At 59.0% G+C, this 20,421-nt stretch carries 20 protein-coding genes; 10 read left to right on the top strand and 10 right to left on the bottom strand.

The features are described 5' to 3' along the window. Positions 1-6: 6 nt before the first annotated feature. The 6 genes from garD to ACZ5RG_RS02875 are packed head-to-tail and all read right to left on the bottom strand — an operon-like array spanning position 7 to position 6,612. The gene (garD, locus tag ACZ5RG_RS02900; RefSeq protein WP_464447741.1) at positions 7-1,572 is read right to left on the bottom strand and encodes a galactarate dehydratase; all 1,566 of its coding nucleotides are present in this window, start codon (positions 1,570-1,572) and stop codon (positions 7-9) included. A 1-nt stretch (position 1,573) separates the two neighbouring features. Beyond that, positions 1,574-2,866, bottom strand: a complete 1,293-nt coding sequence (locus tag ACZ5RG_RS02895; RefSeq protein WP_464447740.1) for an enolase C-terminal domain-like protein — start codon at positions 2,864-2,866, stop codon at positions 1,574-1,576. Positions 2,867-2,869: 3 nt separating this feature from the next. Further along, positions 2,870-4,159 (bottom strand): TRAP transporter large permease, encoded by a 1,290-nt coding sequence (locus ACZ5RG_RS02890; protein WP_298601562.1) that lies wholly within the window; start codon positions 4,157-4,159, stop codon positions 2,870-2,872. Positions 4,160-4,163: 4 nt separating this feature from the next. Next, on the bottom strand, positions 4,164-4,652 hold the full coding sequence (locus ACZ5RG_RS02885) for a TRAP transporter small permease (protein ID WP_298601565.1): 489 nt from the start codon (positions 4,650-4,652) through the stop codon (positions 4,164-4,166). A gap of 48 nt (positions 4,653-4,700) precedes the next feature. Continuing rightward, positions 4,701-5,666 (bottom strand): TRAP transporter substrate-binding protein, encoded by a 966-nt coding sequence (locus ACZ5RG_RS02880; protein ID WP_298601567.1) that lies wholly within the window; start codon positions 5,664-5,666, stop codon positions 4,701-4,703. Between the two features lie 37 nt (positions 5,667-5,703). Beyond that, positions 5,704-6,612 (bottom strand): SMP-30/gluconolactonase/LRE family protein, encoded by a 909-nt coding sequence (locus ACZ5RG_RS02875; RefSeq protein WP_312259575.1) that lies wholly within the window; start codon positions 6,610-6,612, stop codon positions 5,704-5,706. A gap of 117 nt (positions 6,613-6,729) precedes the next feature. Between ACZ5RG_RS02875 and ACZ5RG_RS02870 the strand changes: the two genes are divergently transcribed. From ACZ5RG_RS02870 to ACZ5RG_RS02845, 6 genes are all read left to right on the top strand, one after another. After that, positions 6,730-7,464, top strand: a complete 735-nt coding sequence (locus ACZ5RG_RS02870) for a FadR/GntR family transcriptional regulator (protein WP_464447739.1) — start codon at positions 6,730-6,732, stop codon at positions 7,462-7,464. 51 nt (positions 7,465-7,515) lie between these two features. Continuing rightward, positions 7,516-8,883 carry a glucarate dehydratase gene (gudD, locus tag ACZ5RG_RS02865; RefSeq protein ID WP_464447738.1) on the top strand — a complete coding sequence of 456 codons (1,368 nt, stop codon included), beginning with the start codon at positions 7,516-7,518 and terminating at the stop codon, positions 8,881-8,883. A gap of 66 nt (positions 8,884-8,949) precedes the next feature. Beyond that, positions 8,950-9,834, top strand: coding sequence for a 2-hydroxy-3-oxopropionate reductase (glxR, locus tag ACZ5RG_RS02860; protein WP_464447737.1), 885 nt, complete (start codon positions 8,950-8,952; stop codon positions 9,832-9,834). A gap of 39 nt (positions 9,835-9,873) precedes the next feature. Further along, positions 9,874-10,638 carry an HpcH/HpaI aldolase family protein gene (locus tag ACZ5RG_RS02855; RefSeq protein ID WP_298601580.1) on the top strand — a complete coding sequence of 255 codons (765 nt, stop codon included), beginning with the start codon at positions 9,874-9,876 and terminating at the stop codon, positions 10,636-10,638. A 14-nt stretch (positions 10,639-10,652) separates the two neighbouring features. Further along, entirely contained in the window at positions 10,653-11,492 is an 840-nt protein-coding gene (locus ACZ5RG_RS02850; RefSeq protein WP_298601582.1) for an NAD-dependent epimerase/dehydratase family protein, read from the top strand. 138 nt (positions 11,493-11,630) lie between these two features. Then, positions 11,631-12,782 (top strand): alpha-hydroxy acid oxidase, encoded by a 1,152-nt coding sequence (locus ACZ5RG_RS02845; RefSeq protein ID WP_298601585.1) that lies wholly within the window; start codon positions 11,631-11,633, stop codon positions 12,780-12,782. A gap of 27 nt (positions 12,783-12,809) precedes the next feature. Here ACZ5RG_RS02845 and ACZ5RG_RS02840 read toward each other — a convergent pair whose 3' ends face one another. Next, complete coding sequence (locus tag ACZ5RG_RS02840) at positions 12,810-13,235, bottom strand: META domain-containing protein (protein ID WP_312259580.1); 426 nt, start codon at positions 13,233-13,235, stop codon at positions 12,810-12,812. A gap of 154 nt (positions 13,236-13,389) precedes the next feature. Here ACZ5RG_RS02840 and dinB point away from each other — a divergent pair, with 154 nt between their 5' ends. Next, entirely contained in the window at positions 13,390-14,622 is a 1,233-nt protein-coding gene (gene dinB / locus ACZ5RG_RS02835; RefSeq protein WP_464448171.1) for a DNA polymerase IV, read from the top strand. 15 nt (positions 14,623-14,637) lie between these two features. Here dinB and ACZ5RG_RS02830 read toward each other — a convergent pair whose 3' ends face one another. Further along, positions 14,638-14,922: a BrnA antitoxin family protein gene (locus ACZ5RG_RS02830; protein WP_298601594.1), complete on the bottom strand. Its 285-nt coding sequence runs from the start codon at positions 14,920-14,922 to the stop codon at positions 14,638-14,640. Beyond that, complete coding sequence (locus ACZ5RG_RS02825) at positions 14,903-15,205, bottom strand: BrnT family toxin (protein ID WP_464447736.1); 303 nt, start codon at positions 15,203-15,205, stop codon at positions 14,903-14,905. The genes ACZ5RG_RS02830 and ACZ5RG_RS02825 overlap by 20 nt, the downstream gene beginning before the upstream one ends. A gap of 100 nt (positions 15,206-15,305) precedes the next feature. On the opposite strand from ACZ5RG_RS02825, the gene ACZ5RG_RS02820 reads away from it, so the two are divergent. From ACZ5RG_RS02820 to ACZ5RG_RS02810, 3 genes are all read left to right on the top strand, one after another. Continuing rightward, the gene (locus ACZ5RG_RS02820; protein WP_464447735.1) at positions 15,306-16,160 is read left to right on the top strand and encodes an enoyl-CoA hydratase-related protein; all 855 of its coding nucleotides are present in this window, start codon (positions 15,306-15,308) and stop codon (positions 16,158-16,160) included. A 286-nt stretch (positions 16,161-16,446) separates the two neighbouring features. After that, entirely contained in the window at positions 16,447-17,484 is a 1,038-nt protein-coding gene (locus tag ACZ5RG_RS02815) for a virulence RhuM family protein (protein WP_464447734.1), read from the top strand. 319 nt (positions 17,485-17,803) lie between these two features. Beyond that, complete coding sequence (locus tag ACZ5RG_RS02810) at positions 17,804-18,856, top strand: histone deacetylase family protein (RefSeq protein ID WP_464447733.1); 1,053 nt, start codon at positions 17,804-17,806, stop codon at positions 18,854-18,856. A 28-nt stretch (positions 18,857-18,884) separates the two neighbouring features. On the opposite strand, the gene ACZ5RG_RS02805 is transcribed toward ACZ5RG_RS02810, so the two are convergent. Beyond that, positions 18,885-20,291, bottom strand: coding sequence for a Fic family protein (locus ACZ5RG_RS02805; protein WP_464447732.1), 1,407 nt, complete (start codon positions 20,289-20,291; stop codon positions 18,885-18,887). Positions 20,292-20,421: the final 130 nt, after the last annotated feature.

Raw genomic sequence — 20,421 nt, 5'->3', positions numbered from 1 at the left:
AAAAAATCAGGTAATAGGTGCGGGGTTGAACAGCACCAACGCGTTGTGCAGCTTCCAGTGCTCGGCCCAAGTTCGTTTGCCGCTGGCGGTTTCCAGCAACATGTGGAACAGCGCCCAGCCCGCTTCTTCAATCGTCATCGCACCATCGGCGATCTGGCCCGCATTGAAATCCATCAAGTCGTGCCAGCGGCGTGCCAAGTCGCTGCGCGTCGCCACCTTGACCACCGGGCAGGCCTGCAAACCATAAGGCGTGCCGCGCCCAGTGGTGAACACGTGCACATTCATGCCAGCCGCCAATTGCAGCGTGCCGCAGATGAAATCGCTGGCGGGCGTGGCGGCAAAGACCAGCCCCTTTTGATCTGGCTTGAGCTTGTCGCCGGGCGCGAGCACGCTGGCAATCGCCCCGCTGCCGCTCTTGATGATCGAGCCCATGGCTTTTTCAGCGATGTTGGACAGGCCTCCGGCCTTGTTGCCCGGCGTGGTGTTGGCAGTGCGGTCCACCCGGCCACGGTCAAGGTACTGGTCGTACCAGCCGAGTTCACGCACCACACCTTGTGCAACCTCAAACGTGGCGGCGCGGCTGGTGAGCTGCTCTACCGCATCGCGCACCTCGGTGTTTTCCGAGAACATCACGGTGCCACCGGTGCGTACGATCAGGTCGGCCATATAGCCCACCGCCGGGTTGGCAGTCACACCAGAAAACGCGTCACTCCCGCCGCACTGCACGCCCACCACCAAAGCGCTGGCAGGTACGGTCTGGCGACGGCGGCCGTTCAGGCGCTCCAAGTGGGGTCGGGCACGCTGCACGATGTCGTCGATCATGGACATGAAGCCCACGTGTTCGTCGTCCTGCAGGCACACCAGATCAGGGCCTTTTTCTTTGTCACGCGCATCGTGCACCGGGAAGCTGCCGGGCGGCAACAATCGCGCTGGTTGCAGCTTTTCGCAACCCAAACTCACCACCATGACCTCATCACCAAAGTTGGGGTTGAGGCTGATGTTTCGCAGCGTGCGGATCGGGATCTCGGCGCCGGGCGCGTCAATTGCAACACCACAGCCATAGGTGTGCTCGAGACCCACCACACCGTCCACATTCGGGTACATCGGTAACAGCTCGCGCTCGATGCGCTCAACAGCGATCTTGACCACGCCTGCCACGCACTGCACCGTGGTGCTGATGGCCAGCAGGTTGCGCGTGCCCACCGAGCCGTTGGCGTTCACATAACCTTCAAAGGTGTGGCCCTCCAGCTGTGTCCATTGAGGCGCAGGGACCGTGGCCATGGGCAGGTCTTGCAGTTCACGCGCAGGCGGAATGTCCAAGAGTCGCTCATGCACCCAACTGCCCGCCGTGATCGCTTCGCGGGCATAGCCCACCGGCACGTTGTAACGCAGCACAGCCTGGCCTACGGGAATGTCTTTCAAGGCCACCTTGTGGCCTTGTGGGACCTTGTCACGCAAAGTCAAGCCTTCGGGCAGGACGGTGCCTGCGGGCAGACCACCATCGTTGGCGATGATGGCCACGTTGTCATTCGGGTGCATGCGAATGGCCAAAGAACGCAGGGGTGTGCTCATGTCAATAACGAGGCTGTTTGCCCGTGAAAGTGGGGTCGTACTTGCGCATCTGGCCCAAGTCGTCGCGGTTGCGGATGCCGCAGTGCAGCCAGTTGTCGTGCAGGCGTTCCAGCGCTTGGGGATCAATGGACACACCCAAGCCCGGCCCACGCGGTACGCGCAGGCTGCCGTTTTCAAATTGGAGACGACCGCCCTGCACGATTTCTTCGTCCTGCCAAGGGTAGTGGGTGTCACATGCGTAGGCCAGGTGCGGCACCGATGCGGCCAGGTGGGTCATCGCGGTCAGGCTGATGCCCAAGTGCGAGTTGGAGTGCATGGACAAACCCATGTCAAAGGTCTGGCACAGGCGCGCGAGCTGTTGCGTGGTGCGCAGGCCACCCCAGTAGTGGTGGTCAGACAGCACGATGCGCACCGGACAACCCAGGCGCACGTTGTCCGCAAACTCTTTGTAGTCGGTCACGACCATGTTGGTGGCCAGCGGCACATCACAAGCCCGTGCGACCTCGGCCATGCCATGCAGACCGGGGGCCGGGTCTTCGTAATACTCCAGCACGCCGCGAAGCTGCTCGACCACCTTGAGGCTAGTGGCCACGGTCCAGTTGGCGTTGGGGTCGATGCGCAGCGGCGCGCCCGGAAAGGCTTTGGCCAGCGCCAACAGGGCGGCCACCTCTTGCTCTGGGGGCAGAGCGCCCGCCTTAAGTTTGATGCTCTTGAAGCCGTACTGCTCGATCATGCGGCGCGCCTGCGCCACCATCTGCGCGGGGGCAATGCCTTCGCCAAAAGGGTCGGCGGCGTAAGGCTTGTCGATGTGCTCGGCGTACTTGAAAAACAAATAAGCACTGAAAGGCACCGCATCGCGTGCGGCGCCCCCCAGCAAATCCACCACCGGTGCGTTGGCCAACTGCCCCTGCAGGTCCAGCATGGCAACTTCAAAGGCACTGATGACCTTGGCCACGTTCTTGGACACATGGGTGCCCGGGGCCAAGGAGATCTGTTCCCCCAAAAACTCCGAGGTGTGCCCATCGGGCTGCACCAGTGCCCGGACACGGGTTTCCATCGCGTTCAGGTCCCAGGGCGACAGGCCTTCTAAGGCGGGTGCGGCCTTAGCCAGCACGTCCAGCATGGCCTGGTCGCCATAGGTCTCGTTGATGCCCACGCGTGCGCAGCTGGTTTCGATTTGGATAATCGAACGCAAGGCCCAAGGTTCGTGAATGCCTGCTGCATTGAGCAAAGGCGGGTCGCGAAAGGCGATGGGCGTGACATGCACGCGTCGGATGGTGTGCTGCTTCGACATGGCTTACTTGAGCAAATTAGGCAACCACAGGGTGAACTGAGGCACGTAAGTCACCAGCAGCATGGCCAAGGTCAGCGCACCATAAAAAGGCGCAATGGTGCGCATGACCTGCCCCACCGTTATCCCGCCAATGGCGCAGCCCACAAACTGCACCGAACCCACCGGCGGTGTGTTCAGACCCAAGGCGCAATTGATCAGCAACATGATGCCGAACTGCATCGGATCCATGCCAAAGTGCATGGCAATGGGCAAGAAGATCGGGGTACAAATCAGGATGGTGGCTGCCATGTCCAAAAATGTGCCGAGGATGAACAACAAGATGTTGATCATCAAAAAGATGACCCAAGGCTCGGTGCTGACTTTTTGCATCAGATCACCGGTCATCTGCGGCACTTCATACAGCGCCATGAAATAACCAAAGGCATTGGAGATGCCGATCAGCAAAAGCACCACGCCCGTGGTTTTGCAAGCTTTGGCGCAGGCTTTCAAGAAATTCTTGAAGGTCAGGGTGCGGTAGACGACCACGGTGACAAACAACGCCCAGGCCACCGCAATCGAGGCCGACTCTGTGGCGGTGAATGCGCCGGACAAAATACCGACCAAGATGATCACCACGACAAACAAACCAGGCAAGGCAGCACCGAATGACTTGATCACTTCAAGCCAACCCGGAAAGTTGCCATGGATCGGGTAACCACGGCGCACCGCCACCCAATAAGCCGCGCCCAGGTTGCACAGCGTGAGAATGATGGCGGGTACCAGCCCAGCCAGTATCAAGCCCAGCACACTGACCGAGGCCAGACCCGAAGCGGCCAGCGTGAAGATGATCATGTTGTGCGAGGTGGGCATGATGGCGCCCACCAAAGCCGCATGCGTGGTCACATTCACGGCATAGTCGGCGTCATAGCCTTCTTTTTTCATGAGTGGAATCATCACCGAGCCCATGGCCGAGACATCGGCCAATGGCGAGCCCGCCACACCGCCAAAAATGGTGCAGCCGATCACATTGCTCATGCCCAGACCGCCCCGCACATGGCCCACCAAACTGTTGGCAAAGCGCACGATGCGGTCGGCGATGCCGCCATACAGCATCAACTCACCCGCAAAAACAAAAAACGGAATGGCCAGAAAGGAGAACACCTGCATGCCGCCCACCATTTTTTGAAACACCATGGCCACCGGCAACCCGGCGGCCATGATGGTGGCGACAGAGGACAGGCCGATGGCGAAAGCCACCGGAACACCCAAGATCAGCAGCAAAGTAAAGCTGAGGGCAAGAACAGTCAATTCCATGGCATCAATCCCAAACAGGCTTTACAAGCTCACCGCGCAGCAAGGCCACGATATGCTCAATCGAGAAAAGCAAAATCAAAGCCCCCGCGATGATCACGGGCACATAGTCAATCCCATCGGGCACGGGCAGCATGGGCTTTTTTTCGGCCCACTTGGCAGAGGCCCAAAGCCAGCCGCCTTGCACCATCAAATAGCCAAACAAGCCCACCAGGGTGTGAATCAAGATTTCGATGCGGTGCTGCCATTTTTCGGGCAATAAAACCACCAGCGATTCCAAGCCAATGTGACCTGCATCGCGCACCCCCACCGCCAAACCAAAGGCCGTCACGAACAGCACGATCAACATCGCCAGGGCTTCGGCCCAGGTCGGGGTGTCGTTGAGCACATAGCGCCCAATGACCTGCCACTGAACACACAAGATCACGGCAATCAGGCCGATCACGGCCAGCACCAGACAGATCTTGGAGACCGTTGCACAAAATTTGGTGAACATCAAAAACTCCAGCCCCCGGCTCTCGCCAGGGGCACAGGGAAAAACCGCTTACTTGGTGTCTTGAATGGCCTTGATCGCACGCTTCATTTCAGGCGTGGTCATGAACTTGTCGTACACCGGGGCCATCACAGCCTGGAAAGACTTCTTGTCCACTTCGACAATCTCGGCACCTGCGGCCTTGACATTGGCCAGTGATTTGCCTTCGGCTTCGTCCCAAGCTTTGCGCTGAACGGCCACCGACTCTTTGGCCGCCTGACGGACCATGGCTTGCTCGTTGGCGGGCAACTTGTCCCAAGTGACCTTGGACATCACCAAAATCTCAGGGGCCATGGAGTGCTCGGTTTTGGAGTAAACCTTCACAGCTTCCACATGTTTGGCCGTATCAAACGAGGGGATGTTGTTTTCGGCAGCATCGATCAGGCCCGTCTTGAGGCCGGTATAAACCTCGCCATAAGGCATGGGCGTGGCGTTAGCGCCCATGGCGCTGACCAGCGCCACCCACAGATCAGACTGCTGCACACGGATCTTCAGACCCTTGGCATCGGCCACGCTCTTGATGGCTTTCTTGGCGTAAATGGAGCGGGCACCGCTGTCATAAAAAGCCAAGCCCACGTAGCCTGCGGCTTCGCAGCTCTTGAGGATTTCGGCACCCACAGGGCCGTCCAGCGCATGGCGCATGTGCTCCACCGAGCGGAACAAAAACGGCATGGTGGGCACCATGGTCATGGGGCAGACGCCGTTCATGGGGGCGACGTTGACGCGCACCATGTCGAGCGCACCGATCTTGACTTGGTCGATGGTCTCTTTTTCGGAGCCCAGTGCGCCTTTGTTGAAGACCTTGATTTTGTGCTTGCCGCCCGACAATTTATCGAGCACCGTGCTCATGTGCTTGACCGCCACCACGGTGGGGTAGTCGTCGGCATTGTGGATGTCAGCAGAGCGAAATTCAGCAGCTTGTGCCGACAGGGCCAGGCCAGCAGCGATCGCCATCAGGGAAGGTTTGAGTTTCAGCATGAAAGTCTCCAGAGTTAAAAGTTTTTAAAACACACCATCAAACACTTGCGGGAAAACGGGAAAAAACAGGCTCCGGCATGCCGCGCACACCGGGCTGTAAAGCGATCACAGCGCCGCTCAGGCCTCTTGCGGCCTCTGTGGTTTGCGCGGGAATGATCGAGGTCACCAACAGCTGGTCCAGCTCGCCCCCCCCAAACGCGCACATAGAAGGCTTGGGCATGGGCACGGTCAGCGACCGGGTCCAGTGGCCCTGGGCATCAAATGCATGGATCTGTCCCGCATCGTTGCCACAAATCCAGTAATGCCCTTGCGCATCCACGGCCGCACCATCAGGGCGACCCGGCCATGGGTTCATGTCCACAAAAAGGCGCTGCTGGCTCAGCGTGCCTGTGACCACATCCAGGTCAAAAGCCCAAATTTTTTGCACCGTGGGATGCGAGTCAGACAGGTACAAAACTCGGCCATCGGGGCTCATGCCCAAGCCATTGGGCGTGAGCAAGCCCGTGACGTGTGGCCCCGTCAAGCCACGCTCGTCCAGGCAATAAAGCCCGCCTTGCGCCGAAGCCAAAGACATGTCCATCACCATGGTGCCCACCCACAAACGCCCACTGGCATCGCAGCGGCCGTCATTGAAGCGCATGCCCGCTGCGGGATGGGTGATGCGTGCCAACCACTGCACGTTTGCTTGGGCACCTTCATGCAAGGTGATGCGCGCAATGCCGGTTTCCATGGCCGCGACCAATTGGCCTTGAACGCCAGTCAAGGCAATGCAACCCACGCGCTCAGGCATGCGCCAAGACTGCACCGGCTCCAAAGAGCCCGGTTGGCAGCAACGAACGAAGGGGCCTTCAATGTCCACCCACCACAAACGCTGCGCACGGACATCCCACACAGGAGACTCCCCCACACGGTCTTGTGTATCGGCAATGGTTTGACAAGGGGTCATGAAAGAGTGGCCATCAACGTTGGTGTTCTGATACATTGCTACGAAAGCACAGTGATCTGTTGTCGTACAAGTTAATTGTGCAAGCCCTCCCATCAAACCAAAATGGGTATTTACCCGATGAACACACCAACAGCCGAAGCCCCAAAGCGCAAAACACGGAGTTTGACCTTCGGGCTCGTCGATCAATTGAGCACAGAAATTCAGAATGGCACCCTGAACAGCGGCCAAAAATTACCCACCGAAGCGGCCATCATGGCGCGCTTTGGCGTCAGCCGAACCGTGGTCAGGGAAGCGATATCCAAACTCCAGGCTGCCTGCTTGGTAGAGACCCGACACGGCATCGGCACATTTGTTTTGGCGCAGACAGACACCCCCTCTTTTCGCATCAATCCCAACCAATTGGGCACCTTGCACGACGTGATTGCCTTGCTGGAATTGCGCATCAGCATTGAAACCGAAGCCGCCGCACTGGCTGCTGTCAGGCGCAACGAGGACAATTTGCGTGTGATGCAAGACGCCATGGCCGCCTTTTTGAGCGCCATCGAAGAAGGCCGCGATGCCATCGCGGCCGATTTCCAGTTTCACCACGAAATCGCCCGCGCCACGCAAAACAACCACTTTGCCGACATGATGAATTCGCTGGGGTCGCAAGCCATTCCCAGAGCACGCCTCGAGACCACATCGCCAGAAGAGCCCCAACGCTTGGGCTATTTGCGGCGCGTCCATCAGGAGCATGAAAACATCCTGAACGCCATCACGGCACAAGATGCCGAATCCGCACGCGCAGCGATGCGCACCCACCTGTCCAACAGCCGTGACCGCCATAAAAAAGGCATATCCAGCCATCCCTGAGCACCCAACAAGGGTTAATACGGACCCCCTAAAACCCGACTAAGTTGTACGATGTCTGCTAAATTAACAGCCATTAACGCCATGTCCAAGACCCCATCAACCCCCGTGATCACACGCATGCAGGTGATTCCCGTTGCAGGCCACGACGGCATGCTGCTCAACCTGAGCGGGGCGCACGGACCGTTTTTCACACGCAACATCGTCATCCTGACCGACTCGGCGGGTCGCACCGGCTTGGGCGAGGTGCCCGGCGGCGAAAAAATCCGCCAGACCCTGAATGACGCAAAGCCCCTGATCGAAGGCCAGCCCGTGGGCGACTACAACCGCCTGCTCAATGCCATGCGCCAACAGTTTGCTGACCGCGACAGTGGTGGCAGAGGCAACCAGACTTTTGACTTGCGCATCACCATCCACGCCGTCACCGCCGTAGAAAGCGCCCTGCTCGACCTGCTGGGCCAGCACCTCAACGTGCCCGTGTGCGCCTTGTTGGGCCAGGGCCAGCAGCGCACCCGCGTACAGATGCTGGGTTATCTGTTTTATGTGGGCGACCGCCAACAAACCGATCTGGCCTACCGCAGCGAGCCCGACCAGACCGACGACTGGCTGCGCCTGCGCCACGAAAAAGCCCTGACTGCCGAGGCCGTGGTGCGCTTGGCCGAAGCCGCGCAAGCGCGTTACGGATTTCAAGACTTCAAACTCAAAGGTGGCGTGCTGCGCGGCGAAGAAGAAGTCGAGGCCATCGTGGCACTGCACGAACGCTTTCCCCAAGCCCGCATCACACTCGACCCGAATGGCGGCTGGCTGCTCAAAGACGCGATCCGACTGCTGCGCGACCACCGCGACACCATGGCCTATGCCGAAGACCCTTGCGGTGCAGAAGGCGTGTTTTCGGGCCGCGAAATCATGGCCGAATTCCGACGCGCCACGGGCTTGCTCACCGCCACCAACATGGTCGCCACCGACTGGCGCGAGATGGCCCACAGCATCCAGTTGCAGTCGGTCGACATTCCGCTGGCCGACCCGCATTTCTGGACGCTGCAAGGCTCGGTGCGCGTAGCGCAGCTGTGCCAGATGTACGACCTGACCTGGGGTTCGCACTCCAACAACCACTTTGACATTTCGCTGGCCATGTTCACCCACTGTGCGGCAGCCGCACCTGGCAAGGTCACGGCCATCGACACGCACTGGATTTGGCAAGACGGGCAGTTCCTCACGCAAACGCCGCTGCAAATCAAGGGCGGCTATGTGGATGTACCTGCCAAGCCGGGCTTGGGCATTAATGTTGACATGGCTGCCATTGAACGCGCACACCAGCTGTATTTGCAGCACGGCCTGGGCTCGCGCGACGACGCCATGGCCATGCAGTATTTGATACCCGGCTGGACATTCAACCCCAAGATGCCCGCACTGGTTCGCTGATCCTTGGCGATCACAACGGGCACTGAACACTTTGACAACACACACCTATCGGATTTGGAGCAACACATGAAATTGGGATTCATCGGACTGGGCATCATGGGCAAACCCATGGTTGGGCATCTGCTGGCCGCTGGCCACGAACTCTTTGTGCACTCACGCAGCGGCACACCAGAAGAACTGACAGCACAAGGGGCCAAAGCCTGCGCCAGCCCCGCCGAAGTGGCTCAGCATGCCGACATCATCTTCACCATGGTGCCCGACACCCCACACGTTCAAGACGTGTTGTTTGGCGAGCAAGGCGTGGCCAAAGCCCTGAGCGCAGGCAAGACGGTGGTGGACATGAGTTCCATCTCGCCCATCGCCACCAAAACGTTCGCAGCGCAAATCAACGCCTTGGGCTGCGACTACCTGGACGCCCCCGTTTCAGGCGGTGAAGTGGGTGCCAAAGCAGCCAGTCTGACCATCATGGTGGGCGGCAGCGAGGCCACTTTCAACAAGGTGCAGCCCCTGTTTGCCTTGATGGGCAAGAACATCACCTTGATCGGCGACAACGGCAGTGGGCAAACCTGCAAAGTGGCCAACCAGATCATCGTGGCGCTCAACATCGAAGCGGTGGGCGAGGCCCTGCTGTTTGCGTCCAAAGCGGGGGCCGACCCGGCCAAAGTGCGGCAAGCCCTGATGGGGGGCCTTGCCACCAGCCGCATTCTGGAACTGCATGGCGAGCGCATGATCAAACGCACGTTCAACCCAGGTTTCCGCATCGAGCTGCACCAAAAAGACCTGAATCTGGCGCTGGAAGGCGCCAAGGCCATGGGCCTTAGCCTGCCCAACACCGCCAACGCACAACAACTGATGAACAGCTGCATCGCCCACGGCGGCGCGGCCTGGGACCATTCGGGTTTGGTTCGGGCGCTCGAAATCGCGGCCAACTTCCAGATCGCAGGCAACTGAATTCCAGACGTCGAAACACCCCACACAAGAGACACATCCATGGACATGCCCCTCAACCATTTCAAACACGCGATCCAGTCGGGTCAAAAACAGATCGGTCTGTGGTCGCACCTGTGCAGCAACATCAGCACCGAGATTTTGGCGCACTGCGGCTTTGACTGGCTGCTGCTGGACATGGAGCATTCACCCAACGACCTGCCCGAAATCCTGGCCCAGCTACAAGCCATGAAGGGCAGCCCCACCACCCCGATCGTGCGTCCACCCTGGAACGACATGGTGACCTTCAAGCGCTTGCTCGATGTGGGTGTGCAGACGCTCTTGGTGCCCTATATCCAGACGGCAGAAGAGGCCCAACAAGCGGTGTCTTACACCCGTTATCCACCACAAGGTGTGCGCGGTTATGCGGGTGCGCCACGCGCCAGCCACTATGGCCGTGTCAAAGGCTATGCCCAGCACAGCAGCGAAGAAATTTGCGTGCTGCTGCAAGTGGAGACGGTGCAAGGCCTGCAAAACATCGAAGCCATCGCCAACGTAGACGGCGTGGATGGCGTTTTCATTGGCCCCGGTGATTTGTCGGCAGCGCTCGGCCACCTGGGCAACCCCAAGCACCCCGAGGTGCTGAAGGTGATTGACGAATCCATTGCCCGCATCCGCGCTTGCGGCAAAGCGGCGGGCATCCTCACTGGCGACGAAGCCCTGGCCAAACACTATGTTGAACAAGGCTGCCTGTTTGTGGCCGTGGGTGCCGACCAGAACGTATTGCGCGACAGTGCCACCGCTTTGGCTGGCCGATTTAAATCTTGAGCACGGGACAACACATGCTGAACACCCCCTCATCCACACCCACATCCAATTCAGGCATCCGGTTTCCACGCTTGCTGCTCACAGGCGCTGGCGGCAACCTGGGGCAAGAACTGCGCCCCCGCCTGAAGGCTTATTGCGACGTGCTGCGCGTCAGCCACCGCCGTGACCTGGGGCCTGCTGCTGCGGGTGAAGAAGTTCAGACGGCATCGCTCGAAGACGCCGAACACATGCTGTCATTGCTTGACGGTGTGAGCGCCGTGGTGCACATGGGCGGTGTCTCGACCGAGCAGCCCTGGGCCCCGATCCTGGCGGGCAACATTGTGGGCATGGTCAACCTGTACGAAGCGGCCCGCCTGAAAGGCGTCAAGCGCATCGTGTTTGCCAGCTCCAACCATGTGACTGGTTTTTACCGCCAGGACGAAGTGGTCAACACCCGCATGCCACCCAAGCCCGATGGGTTTTATGGCCTGTCAAAAGCCTTTGGCGAAGACCTGGCCCAGCTGTATTGGGACCGTTGGGGCGTAGAAACGGTGAGCATCCGCATCGGCTCGTCATTTACCGAACCGCGCGACCGCCGCATGCTGGCCACTTACCTGAGCTATGACGACTTGGAGCGCCTTGTGGTGGCAGCCCTCACTGCCCCCATCGTGGGCCACAGCATCATCTACGGCATGTCGGACAACCAAACCACCTGGTGGGACAACACCCACGCCAAACACATTGGCTACCGGCCACAAGACTCTTCTGACGTGTTCCGCCATGCCGTAGAAGCGCGCCAGCAGACCATTGACAAGCAAGACCCGGCCGCGATTTACCAAGGGGGCGCGTTCGTCAAGGCAACACCCCACGGCTGAGCGCAACCCTGGCAGTGCAAAAACGGGCAGGCCCCAAAAATTTCAAACGGCCTGACCCAAGTTTCACAGCCCTCACAATGGGCTGAGGCTACGATGGGTGGCTTTCAAGAATCGCTACACCCCCGCAGGAGACAACCCATGCCCGTGATCACCAACATCGAAGACTTGCGCGTTTTGGCCGAAAAGCGCGTGCCGCGCATGTTCTACGACTACGCCGACAGCGGCTCATGGACCGAGGGCACCTACCGCGCCAACGAAAGCGATTTTCACAAGATCAAGCTGCGTCAGCGCGTGGCCGTGAACATGGAAAACCGCACCACCGCCACCAAGATGGTGGGCATCGACACCAAAATGCCCGTGTGCATCGCCCCCGTGGGCCTGACCGGCATGCAACACGCCGACGGCGAAATGCACGCGGCCATGGCCGCCAAAAAATTTGGCATTCCTTTCACGCTGTCGACCATGAGCATCTGCTCCATCGAAGACATCGCAGCCCACACGCAAGCGCCGTTTTGGTTCCAGCTTTACATGATGCGCGACCGCGAGGCCATGGCCCGCATGATCGACCGCTGCAAAGCCGCCAACGTGAGCGCCCTGGTGCTCACGCTCGATTTGCAGGTGATTGGCCAGCGCCACAAAGACCTCAAAAACGGCCTGACCGCCCCACCCCGCCCCACCATCGCCAACATCATCAACCTGATGACCAAACCGCGCTGGTGCCTGGGCATGGCGGGCACCAAACGCCACACCTTTGGCAACTTGGTGGGCCATGTGAAGGCGGTGACCAACATGAAGTCATTGGCCTCATGGACCAACGAGCAGTTTGACCCGACCCTCAATTGGGAAGACGTGGCATGGGTCAAAAAACAATGGGGCGGCAAGCTGATCCTCAAAGGCATCATGGACGTGGAAGACGCCCAACTGGCCGTGGCCAGCGGTGCCGATGCGATCGTGGTCAGCAACCACGGCGGTCGTCAGCTTGACGGCGCGCCCAGCAGCATCGAAGCCCTGCCCGCCATCGTGGCCGCCGTGGGCAGCCAGATCGAGGTTTGGATGGACGGCGGCATCCGCAGCGGCCAAGACGTGCTCAAGGCCTGGGCGCTGGGTGCCAAAGGCACCATGATTGGCCGCGCCATGGTTTATGGCCTGGGCGCCATGGGCGAAGAAGGCGTGACCAAAGCCCTGCAAATCATCCACAAAGAGCTGGACGTGACCATGGCCTTTTGTGGGCGCACCGACATCCAGACGGTGGACAAAAGCATCTTGCTGCCCGGCACGTTTCCGGTCTGATGCCCAAACCCAAGCTGGGCTGAAAGATCAGCCTTTGGGTTTGAAACGCCACAACACCTGCCCCGCCTCGTCCAGCAAAAGCAGTTGACCCTGCTCTTGCCGGGCTGAACGGGTTTGGGCCATGGCCTGCAAAAACCGGTCTTCAGCCTCCATCACCCCCGGCTGAAAACAGTACATGCGGGTCGACCCCATCTGCACCCAACGCAAAGAATGAAGGCCGATGTCGGCTTTGCCGAAATAACGGTTACAGCCCGTATGCCCTGAAATTTGGCCCGTGCTGGCAATGTCCAGACTGGCGGGCAACTGCCCCAGCGTGGGTCCTGCGTCTACCCAATGCGTTTCGAGCAAGGCCTTGGGGCTCCAAGCTTGCGCATGCCCCGTGCTCAATGGTGAGCAAGCCACCAAACCCCACACGGCAACGCCCAGCGCACCGATCACAAGCTGCTTGTTCATATACCTCCCTTTTTATTTGTACCTACAGGCCGGATGTTAATCGCCAGGCCGCGGAGGCTGAACTTGGCGTTATCCTTCTGCGGTGCCACCCGATACCGCCCCCTTTGATCAGCCAGAAAGCCCTGCCCTGACTCGCCGCATTGCCCACCTCGACATGGACGCGTTTTACGCCTCCTGCGAGTTGCTGCGCTACCCGCAGCTCAAAGGTTTGCCGGTGGTCATTGGCGGTGGCCGCCGCAAAGAAGACGACCTGCTGGGCAAGCTGCAAGCGGCTTACCCAGACAGCGAATGGACCGAAGCCACATTTGCCGAACGGCTGGACCGCATCCCGCTGGACTTTTTCCCGCGCATCGAAGGCTACACCGGGCGCGGCGTGATCACCACCGCCACCTATGCGGCCCGGCAGTTCGGCATCGGCTCGGCCATGGGGCTGATGAAAGCGGCCAAGCTCTGCCCCCAAGCCATTTTGCTGCCGGTGGACTTTGACCGTTATCGGCATTACTCGCGCACCTTCAAAAGCATCATCCTGGACATCGCCCCCGTCATGCAGGACCGAGGGGTGGACGAGGTCTACATCGACTTCACCCATGTGCCTGGTGGCCAGCGCGAAGGCGGGCGGGTGCTGGCCCGCTTGATCCAAAAAAGCATTTTTGACGCCACCGGCCTGACCTGCTCGATTGGCGTGGCCCCCAACAAACTGATCGCCAAAATGGCCAGCGAGTTCAACAAACCCAAAGGCATCTCCATCGTGCACGAGGCCGACCTGCAAAGCCTGATCTGGCCGCTGGCCTGCCGCAAGATCAACGGCGTAGGCCCCAAGGCCGATGAAAAACTGCAAAGCTTTGGCATCCACACCATCGGCGACTTGGCCGCACGCGAACAGCACTGGCTGGTGGAACACTTTGGCAAAAGCTACGGCGCCTGGCTGCATGAAGCGTCATGGGGCCGCGACGACCGCCCGATCGAAACCGAGAGCGAGCCCGTCAGCATGAGCCGAGAAACCACATTCGAGCGCGACCTTCACGCCGTGCGTGACCGGGCCGAGTTGGGCGCGGTGTTCACCCGCTTGTGTGAACAGGTGGCGGCCGATTTACAGCGCAAAGGCTACGAAGGCAAAACCATCGGCATCAAGCTGCGCTATGACAACTTTCAGGCCGTCACGCGGGACCAGTCTTTGCCCGGTTACACGGCTGACGCCAAACAAATCCGCCAAATCGCGGGGCAGTGCCTGAAACGGGTGGACTTGTCACGCCGCGTGCGCCTGCTGGGCGTGCGTGTGGGGTCACTGGTCAAGGCGGGGACAGCAACTGCCACGATCAGTCACCCTATGGCCGCAGAAGAGCAGGGCCATGGGCCTCAAGCGCAGCTGCTGTTCACGGACGACTGAGGGTCGCCAAACCTTTCAATGGCTGTGCAATTTCTCCTGCAGCCAGACCTTGATGAGCGACTGATAAGGCACATCCCGTGCGTTGGCAGCGACCTTGATGCTGTCAAGCAAATGCTGGGGCAGTCGCAATGAAATGGTCTTGGTGGTGGGGCGCAAGTTGGGTAACTTCACCTTTTGGGCCTTTGTCCAGTCCACATGCACGGTGGAGTCTTGACCCTGCGGATCTGACTCCCAGTAGGCGCGCTCTTGTGCCTCTGTCTTGAATTTGGGAATCGGTTGTTTAGCTGTCTGCTTGTTCATAAAAACTGCGCTCCTTTCTGTGCATGTTCCGTGCTGAAATCACGCGAATTAACTCGCCTGATCGGCGCAAAGTGAAGGTGATGTGCAAGCGTCGCCCTTCGTCCGTCATGCCCAACGCGTGAAGCCGAGCTTCACTCTCACTGTGCGCGACATCGTTCAAAAAAAGCAACGGCGCATTGAAGAAAACCTGCTCAGCCTCTGCCGTGCTGACGCCATGTTTGTCATTCTTTCGCTCGTTGCCTGCATCCCATTCGAAGCCGACGATGGTTGAGAAATCAATCATGATTTGTATATTACTATCATTTACAAAATATGACGAGCCTGATCAGACAAGGTCAAAGCCGCGACAGCAATGCCATCCGCCAGCCGCTACATTGACCCAGATGAGACACCCCACAAACAAACTCAACTGCTTTTCTTTGACGACTGAAGGCCATGTGGCCCACCTGGTGCTGAACCGCCCCGAGGCGATGAACACCATGCACCCCACCTTCTGGCGCGAGCTGCACGAGGTGCTGACCGACATCCACAAAGCGGGCACCGCCCGGGCGCTGGTGATCTCGAGCACGGGCAAACACTTCAGCGCGGGCATGGACCTGCAAACCTTCGGCAGCGCTATTCAAATGGACGACAGCAGCGCCGAAGGTCGCTCGGCCGTCTATGACCTGCTGACCGACATGCAGCGCACCTTCACCCTGCTCGAAGAACTGCGTATCCCGGTGATCGCGGCCATCCAAGGTGGCTGCATTGGTGGCGCGGTGGACATGGTGACCGCCTGCTGCATGCGGTATGCCTCGGCCGATGCGTTTTTCTGCATCCAAGAAATCAACATCGGCATGGTGGCCGACGTGGGCACCTTGCAGCGCCTGCCCAAGCTCTTGCCCATGGCGCTGGTCAAAGAACTGGCCTACACAGGCCGACGCCTGAGTGCCGACAAAGCGCTGACCCACGGCCTGGTCAATGAAGTGCTGCCCACCCACGAAGACACCGTGGCTGCCGCCCTGCAAGCGGCCAAAGAGATCGCCAACAAACCACCCGTGGCCATCTGGGGCACCAAGCAAGTACTGCACTACGCCCGCGACCACAGCACCGAAGACAGCCTGCGCCACATGGGCTGGCTACAAGGCGCCATCTGGAGCAACGCCAATGTGCGCGAAGCGATCAGCGCCATGCAAGAAAAACGCGAGGCCAACTTTTCGCCGCTGCCAGCGCTCAAAGGGTTTCGGGAATTTGGTTGAGGCCGGATCATCACTTTGCCAAAGCCCTGCGCCCAAAAGACACGCAACAAATAGCACTCCTCTGAGGCCAGCGGTCGGGTTATTGGGGCTATAAAGTGGATAGCGAGACTACCCAGTTGAAATTAAAGGCGACAGGGGGCAAGCAGCGCCTAACGAATGTCATGGACACGCAGCAAATTTTCAGGATCATTCAATCCATTCCGTCCACAGAGGCCGAGCCCTTCGAGCTGTTGCTAGCCAAGCAATTGCGGCTTGGCAATCAAGATTTGAAATGAGCAAACCGGTCATGTCCAAACACCCACTCACATTGCGCGACCAAACGACAGAGTTTCTGCTCTACACCGCCCCAAACGGCGCAATCAAGGTAGAAGTCCTGCTCAGCAACGAGACCATTTGGCTGACACAAAAGCGCATGGCCGAGTTGTTTGGAGTGGGTGTGGCGGCCATTTCCAAGCACCTAGACAATATTTACGCCTCGGGAGAATTGCAACGTGATGCAACTATTTCCATTTTAGAAACAGTTCAACAAGAGGGGGCGCGCCAAGTCACCCGCAAGCTCGAATACTTCAACCTCGATGCCGTCATTTCAGTCGGCTACCGCGTCAACTCGGCACAGGCCACGCAGTTTCGGATTTGGGCCACCCAGCTGATCAAGGACTACATCATCAAGGGGTTTGCTATGGATGATGAGCGCCTGAAAAATGGGAGATTTTTTGGCCAAGACTACTTTCGCGAGTTGCTGGAGCGGGTGCGCTCCATACGAGCCAGCGAGAGGCGCATTTACCAGCAGATCACCGACATTTTTGCAGAGTGCAGCATTGACTACGACCCCAAGTCAGATACCACCCGGCTGTTTTATGCCCATGTGCAAGACAAGTTTCACTTTGCGATCACGGGGGAGACGGCTGCAGAGATCATTTCGCGCCAAGCCGATGCCAGCAAACCGCTGATGGGATTGAGCACCTACAAAAATGCGCCCGATGGCCGCGTGCTGAAATCGGACACGCTGGTGGCCAAAAATTATTTGAGCGAGCCCGACATCAAAAAACTGGAACGTGCGGTAGCAGCTTTCTTTGACTACATCGAACGCATCATCGAGCAGCGAACCAGCTTCACCATGGCTGGTTTTGCTGAGAGCGTGGACAAGTTTTTGGCCTTTAATGAATACCAAATTCTGGAAGGCTACGGCAACATCAGCAGCGAACAGGCAGAGCAAAAAGTTTTGGCTGAATATGAAAAGTTCAACAAGCAGCAACGCATCGAGTCCGATTTCGACCGCCAAGTCAAAAAGCTGTTGAATAAAGGGAGTGCTGATGCCACATGACAGCCCCGTGAAAGTGCAGATGCTTGAGTCCGTTCACATTCGTACAGCATGGGATGGGCACGCTAACAAAAGTGTGGATGCCTCGACTTATTGGAGCAAGCTCAAACAGTGCCTGAAAGCTAAGGGCAATGAACCCGTGACAAATTTTCACGGTTTGAAGATGAAGGGCAGCCAATGGCAAATTGCGCATGACCGATGTGGCCGTTATCGAGCTACTTCTTCAAATCATCCAATCGTTTCCCTTTAAAAAGGCCTAGCCCTTCAAGTTGCGGCTGGCCGAAGTGGGCATATTTAATATGCCGCGGTTCGATAATTCCCCATGCAAATCTTCCACAACACCCAACACGCAGAGCACGCAGGCCGCCAAGAAATGTTTCGGGGCCGCATGGTCGATTGCCACGAAGTGCCGCAGCGCTTGCAGCATGTGCTGGACGAACTGGCGCGGCGGCCCGTGGGCAGCTTGGTGCAGCCTGCGTCTGACTTGCCGCTGGACGCGGCTTTGCTGCGCGTGCACAGCGCCGACTACTTGGACTTTTTGGCCCATGCCTGGCGCGACTGGGTGGCGCTGGACCCGGCCAATGCGGCGGTGGACGCCCTGCCCTCGGTCTGGCCGCTGGCGTCGCGGCACGGCTTTCGCACCGATATGCCGCCACTCAACTTTGCGGCGCGGCTGGGGCAATACGCGTTTGACTCGGGCACGCCCTTGATGGCGGGCAGTTGGCCCGCTGCCCGCGAAGGCGCGGCCTGCGCGCTGGCGGCCGCGCAAGCCCTGCTGGGCGGCGAACGCTTTGCCATGGCGCTGACCCGCCCACCGGGCCACCATGCGGGCCCCAACTACATGGGCGGTTATTGCTTCATCAACAACGCCGCCGTGGCCGCGCAGGCCCTGCGCGACGGCGGGCTGCAGCGCGTGGCCGTGCTGGATGTGGACTACCACCACGGCAACGGCACACAAACCATCTTTTACGAACGCGGTGATGTGTTCACCGCCTCGGTTCACGGCGATCCACGCACCGAATACCCTTTCTTTTTAGGCCATGCCGACGAGCGCGGCGCGGTTGCTGGCGAGGGTTTTAACCTGAACTTGCCTTTGCCACGCGGCACCGGCTTTGAGGTCTGGTGGGCCACGCTGCAAACGGCCATGCAAGCGGTCAGCGACTTTGCGCCGCAAGCGCTGGTGGTGCCGCTGGGGCTGGACACGTTTGAGGGCGATCCGATCTCGGGCTTCAAGCTTCGCAGCGCCGACTACCTGAAGCTGGGACAAGCTTTGGCGCAATTGGGCTTGCCGACGGTGTTGACCTTTGAAGGCGGTTATGCCGTGGCCGAAGTGGGTGTGAACACCGTGAATGTGCTGGAAGGCTTGCGCGGCTAAAAGCCATCTATTCGCACCGCGACAAAATTCAACCCTGAATGATGCGCCAGCGCTCTAGCTCAGCTGGGCGCAAGCCGTATCTGGCCAACACGCCTTCGTGCAGGCGGCGCAGCTCTTGCATGACGAGCGCCCGCACGTCTTCGCGGTCCGGTCCTGGTGCGGCCAGGGCCACTTGGTCAGCCACCAGCGCCAGCGGGTCTTGCTCGGGGTTTTGCACCACGGCCTTGACGATTTGGCGGATGGCCTCACGGTAAGTCAGGCGCAGCAAGTCGGGCTCGGCCACGCTGGATTTGGCCGTCAGGTATTCCTTGGTCGAACGCTCATAGGCCCACATGAACAAATCCCGCAGCAACTCGACACGGTTCATTTCGTAAACACCCAGCACAGATGCGGTGTACCAAGCCTGTGACACGCCTAAAAATGTCAATGGGCACAAGTTGGCCCGCATCAAAGGCCAGTTGGCCAGCAGGCGAGAAGTGCGCTTGTTGCAATCAGCAAAGGGCTGCAAATAAGGCAGGTGCACCATGGCAAAAAAAGACTGTTCAAACGGGTCTTCGATCGCGTTGAATTTGGCCAACGCTTCGTCAAGCAAGGTGCTGATGAGCGACTGGCCCGATGGTGGCTGGTACACGCTTTGGCCAATCTGCACCGGGTGCGTGCGTAAACGGCCTTCGTCTTCGGGGCTTTCAAGCAGGTTTTCTGACAAGGCGCTGTGCAGGTTCATCAGCAAATAACGGCTCATTTGCGGTGCGGCCACGTTGTCCATGAGCAGCTCGATGGCCGCTTTGTGATTCAAGATCATCTGCGTTTCGATCACGCCGTGGCCTTGCGCCTGCTGGCCGTGAGCGATCAGGGCGCGGGTGTCCAGGCGCGAATAAGTGTTGCCCTCCAAGTGGCTGGATGCCCACGACAAATCAATCAGCAAACGGTCGAGCACAGCACGGCCATAAGTACCCGCCGGTTGCGGCCCTGGCCCAGTGCGCCCCATGCGGTGTAGCTGCGCCCGCACAGGCTGAGGCAGATAAAACATGAGGTTAGGTTGGTAGGCCTGCAAAAACTCTGACTGATAACCCACTGGCTTGCGCGTGCTCCAGGGTTGCGACAGATAGGCGCGAATGTCTTTGCTGTCGGGCGACAACGGCCACTGACCGGTAGAAAGCTCTTCTTCGGCCCGCCAGGCTGATGCCTGCGAAAGCCCCACTTGACTGGGCAAAGCGTAAGTCAACAATTTTGGCGCTATTTCTGCATTGGCCACATAACGGGTGGCGCGGGCCTTGCCAATTGGCGCGATTTTGCCCGATGCAACCCAATGCGCCAACGCTCTTTGCAGGCTGCGACGAGGCACGTCAGGCCATTTTAGAAGGGCTTCTGCGAGTGAAAAGCCATTCGGCTGGGCCTGAATGGCGCTCAAGAGTTGCGGAATAAAGTCGGACATGATTGGCGCAATTCTAAACAATCGCGCCAAATTAGCAAATGCCAGTCATCCCGAGCGACAGCTAAATGCCTGCCATCCCGAGCAAAGGCAAATGCCAGTCATCCCGAGCGACAGGTAAATGCCTGCCATC

The organism is Limnohabitans sp. TEGF005, assembly GCF_055394835.1.
This window is presented reverse-complemented; position numbering and strand designations above follow the sequence as displayed.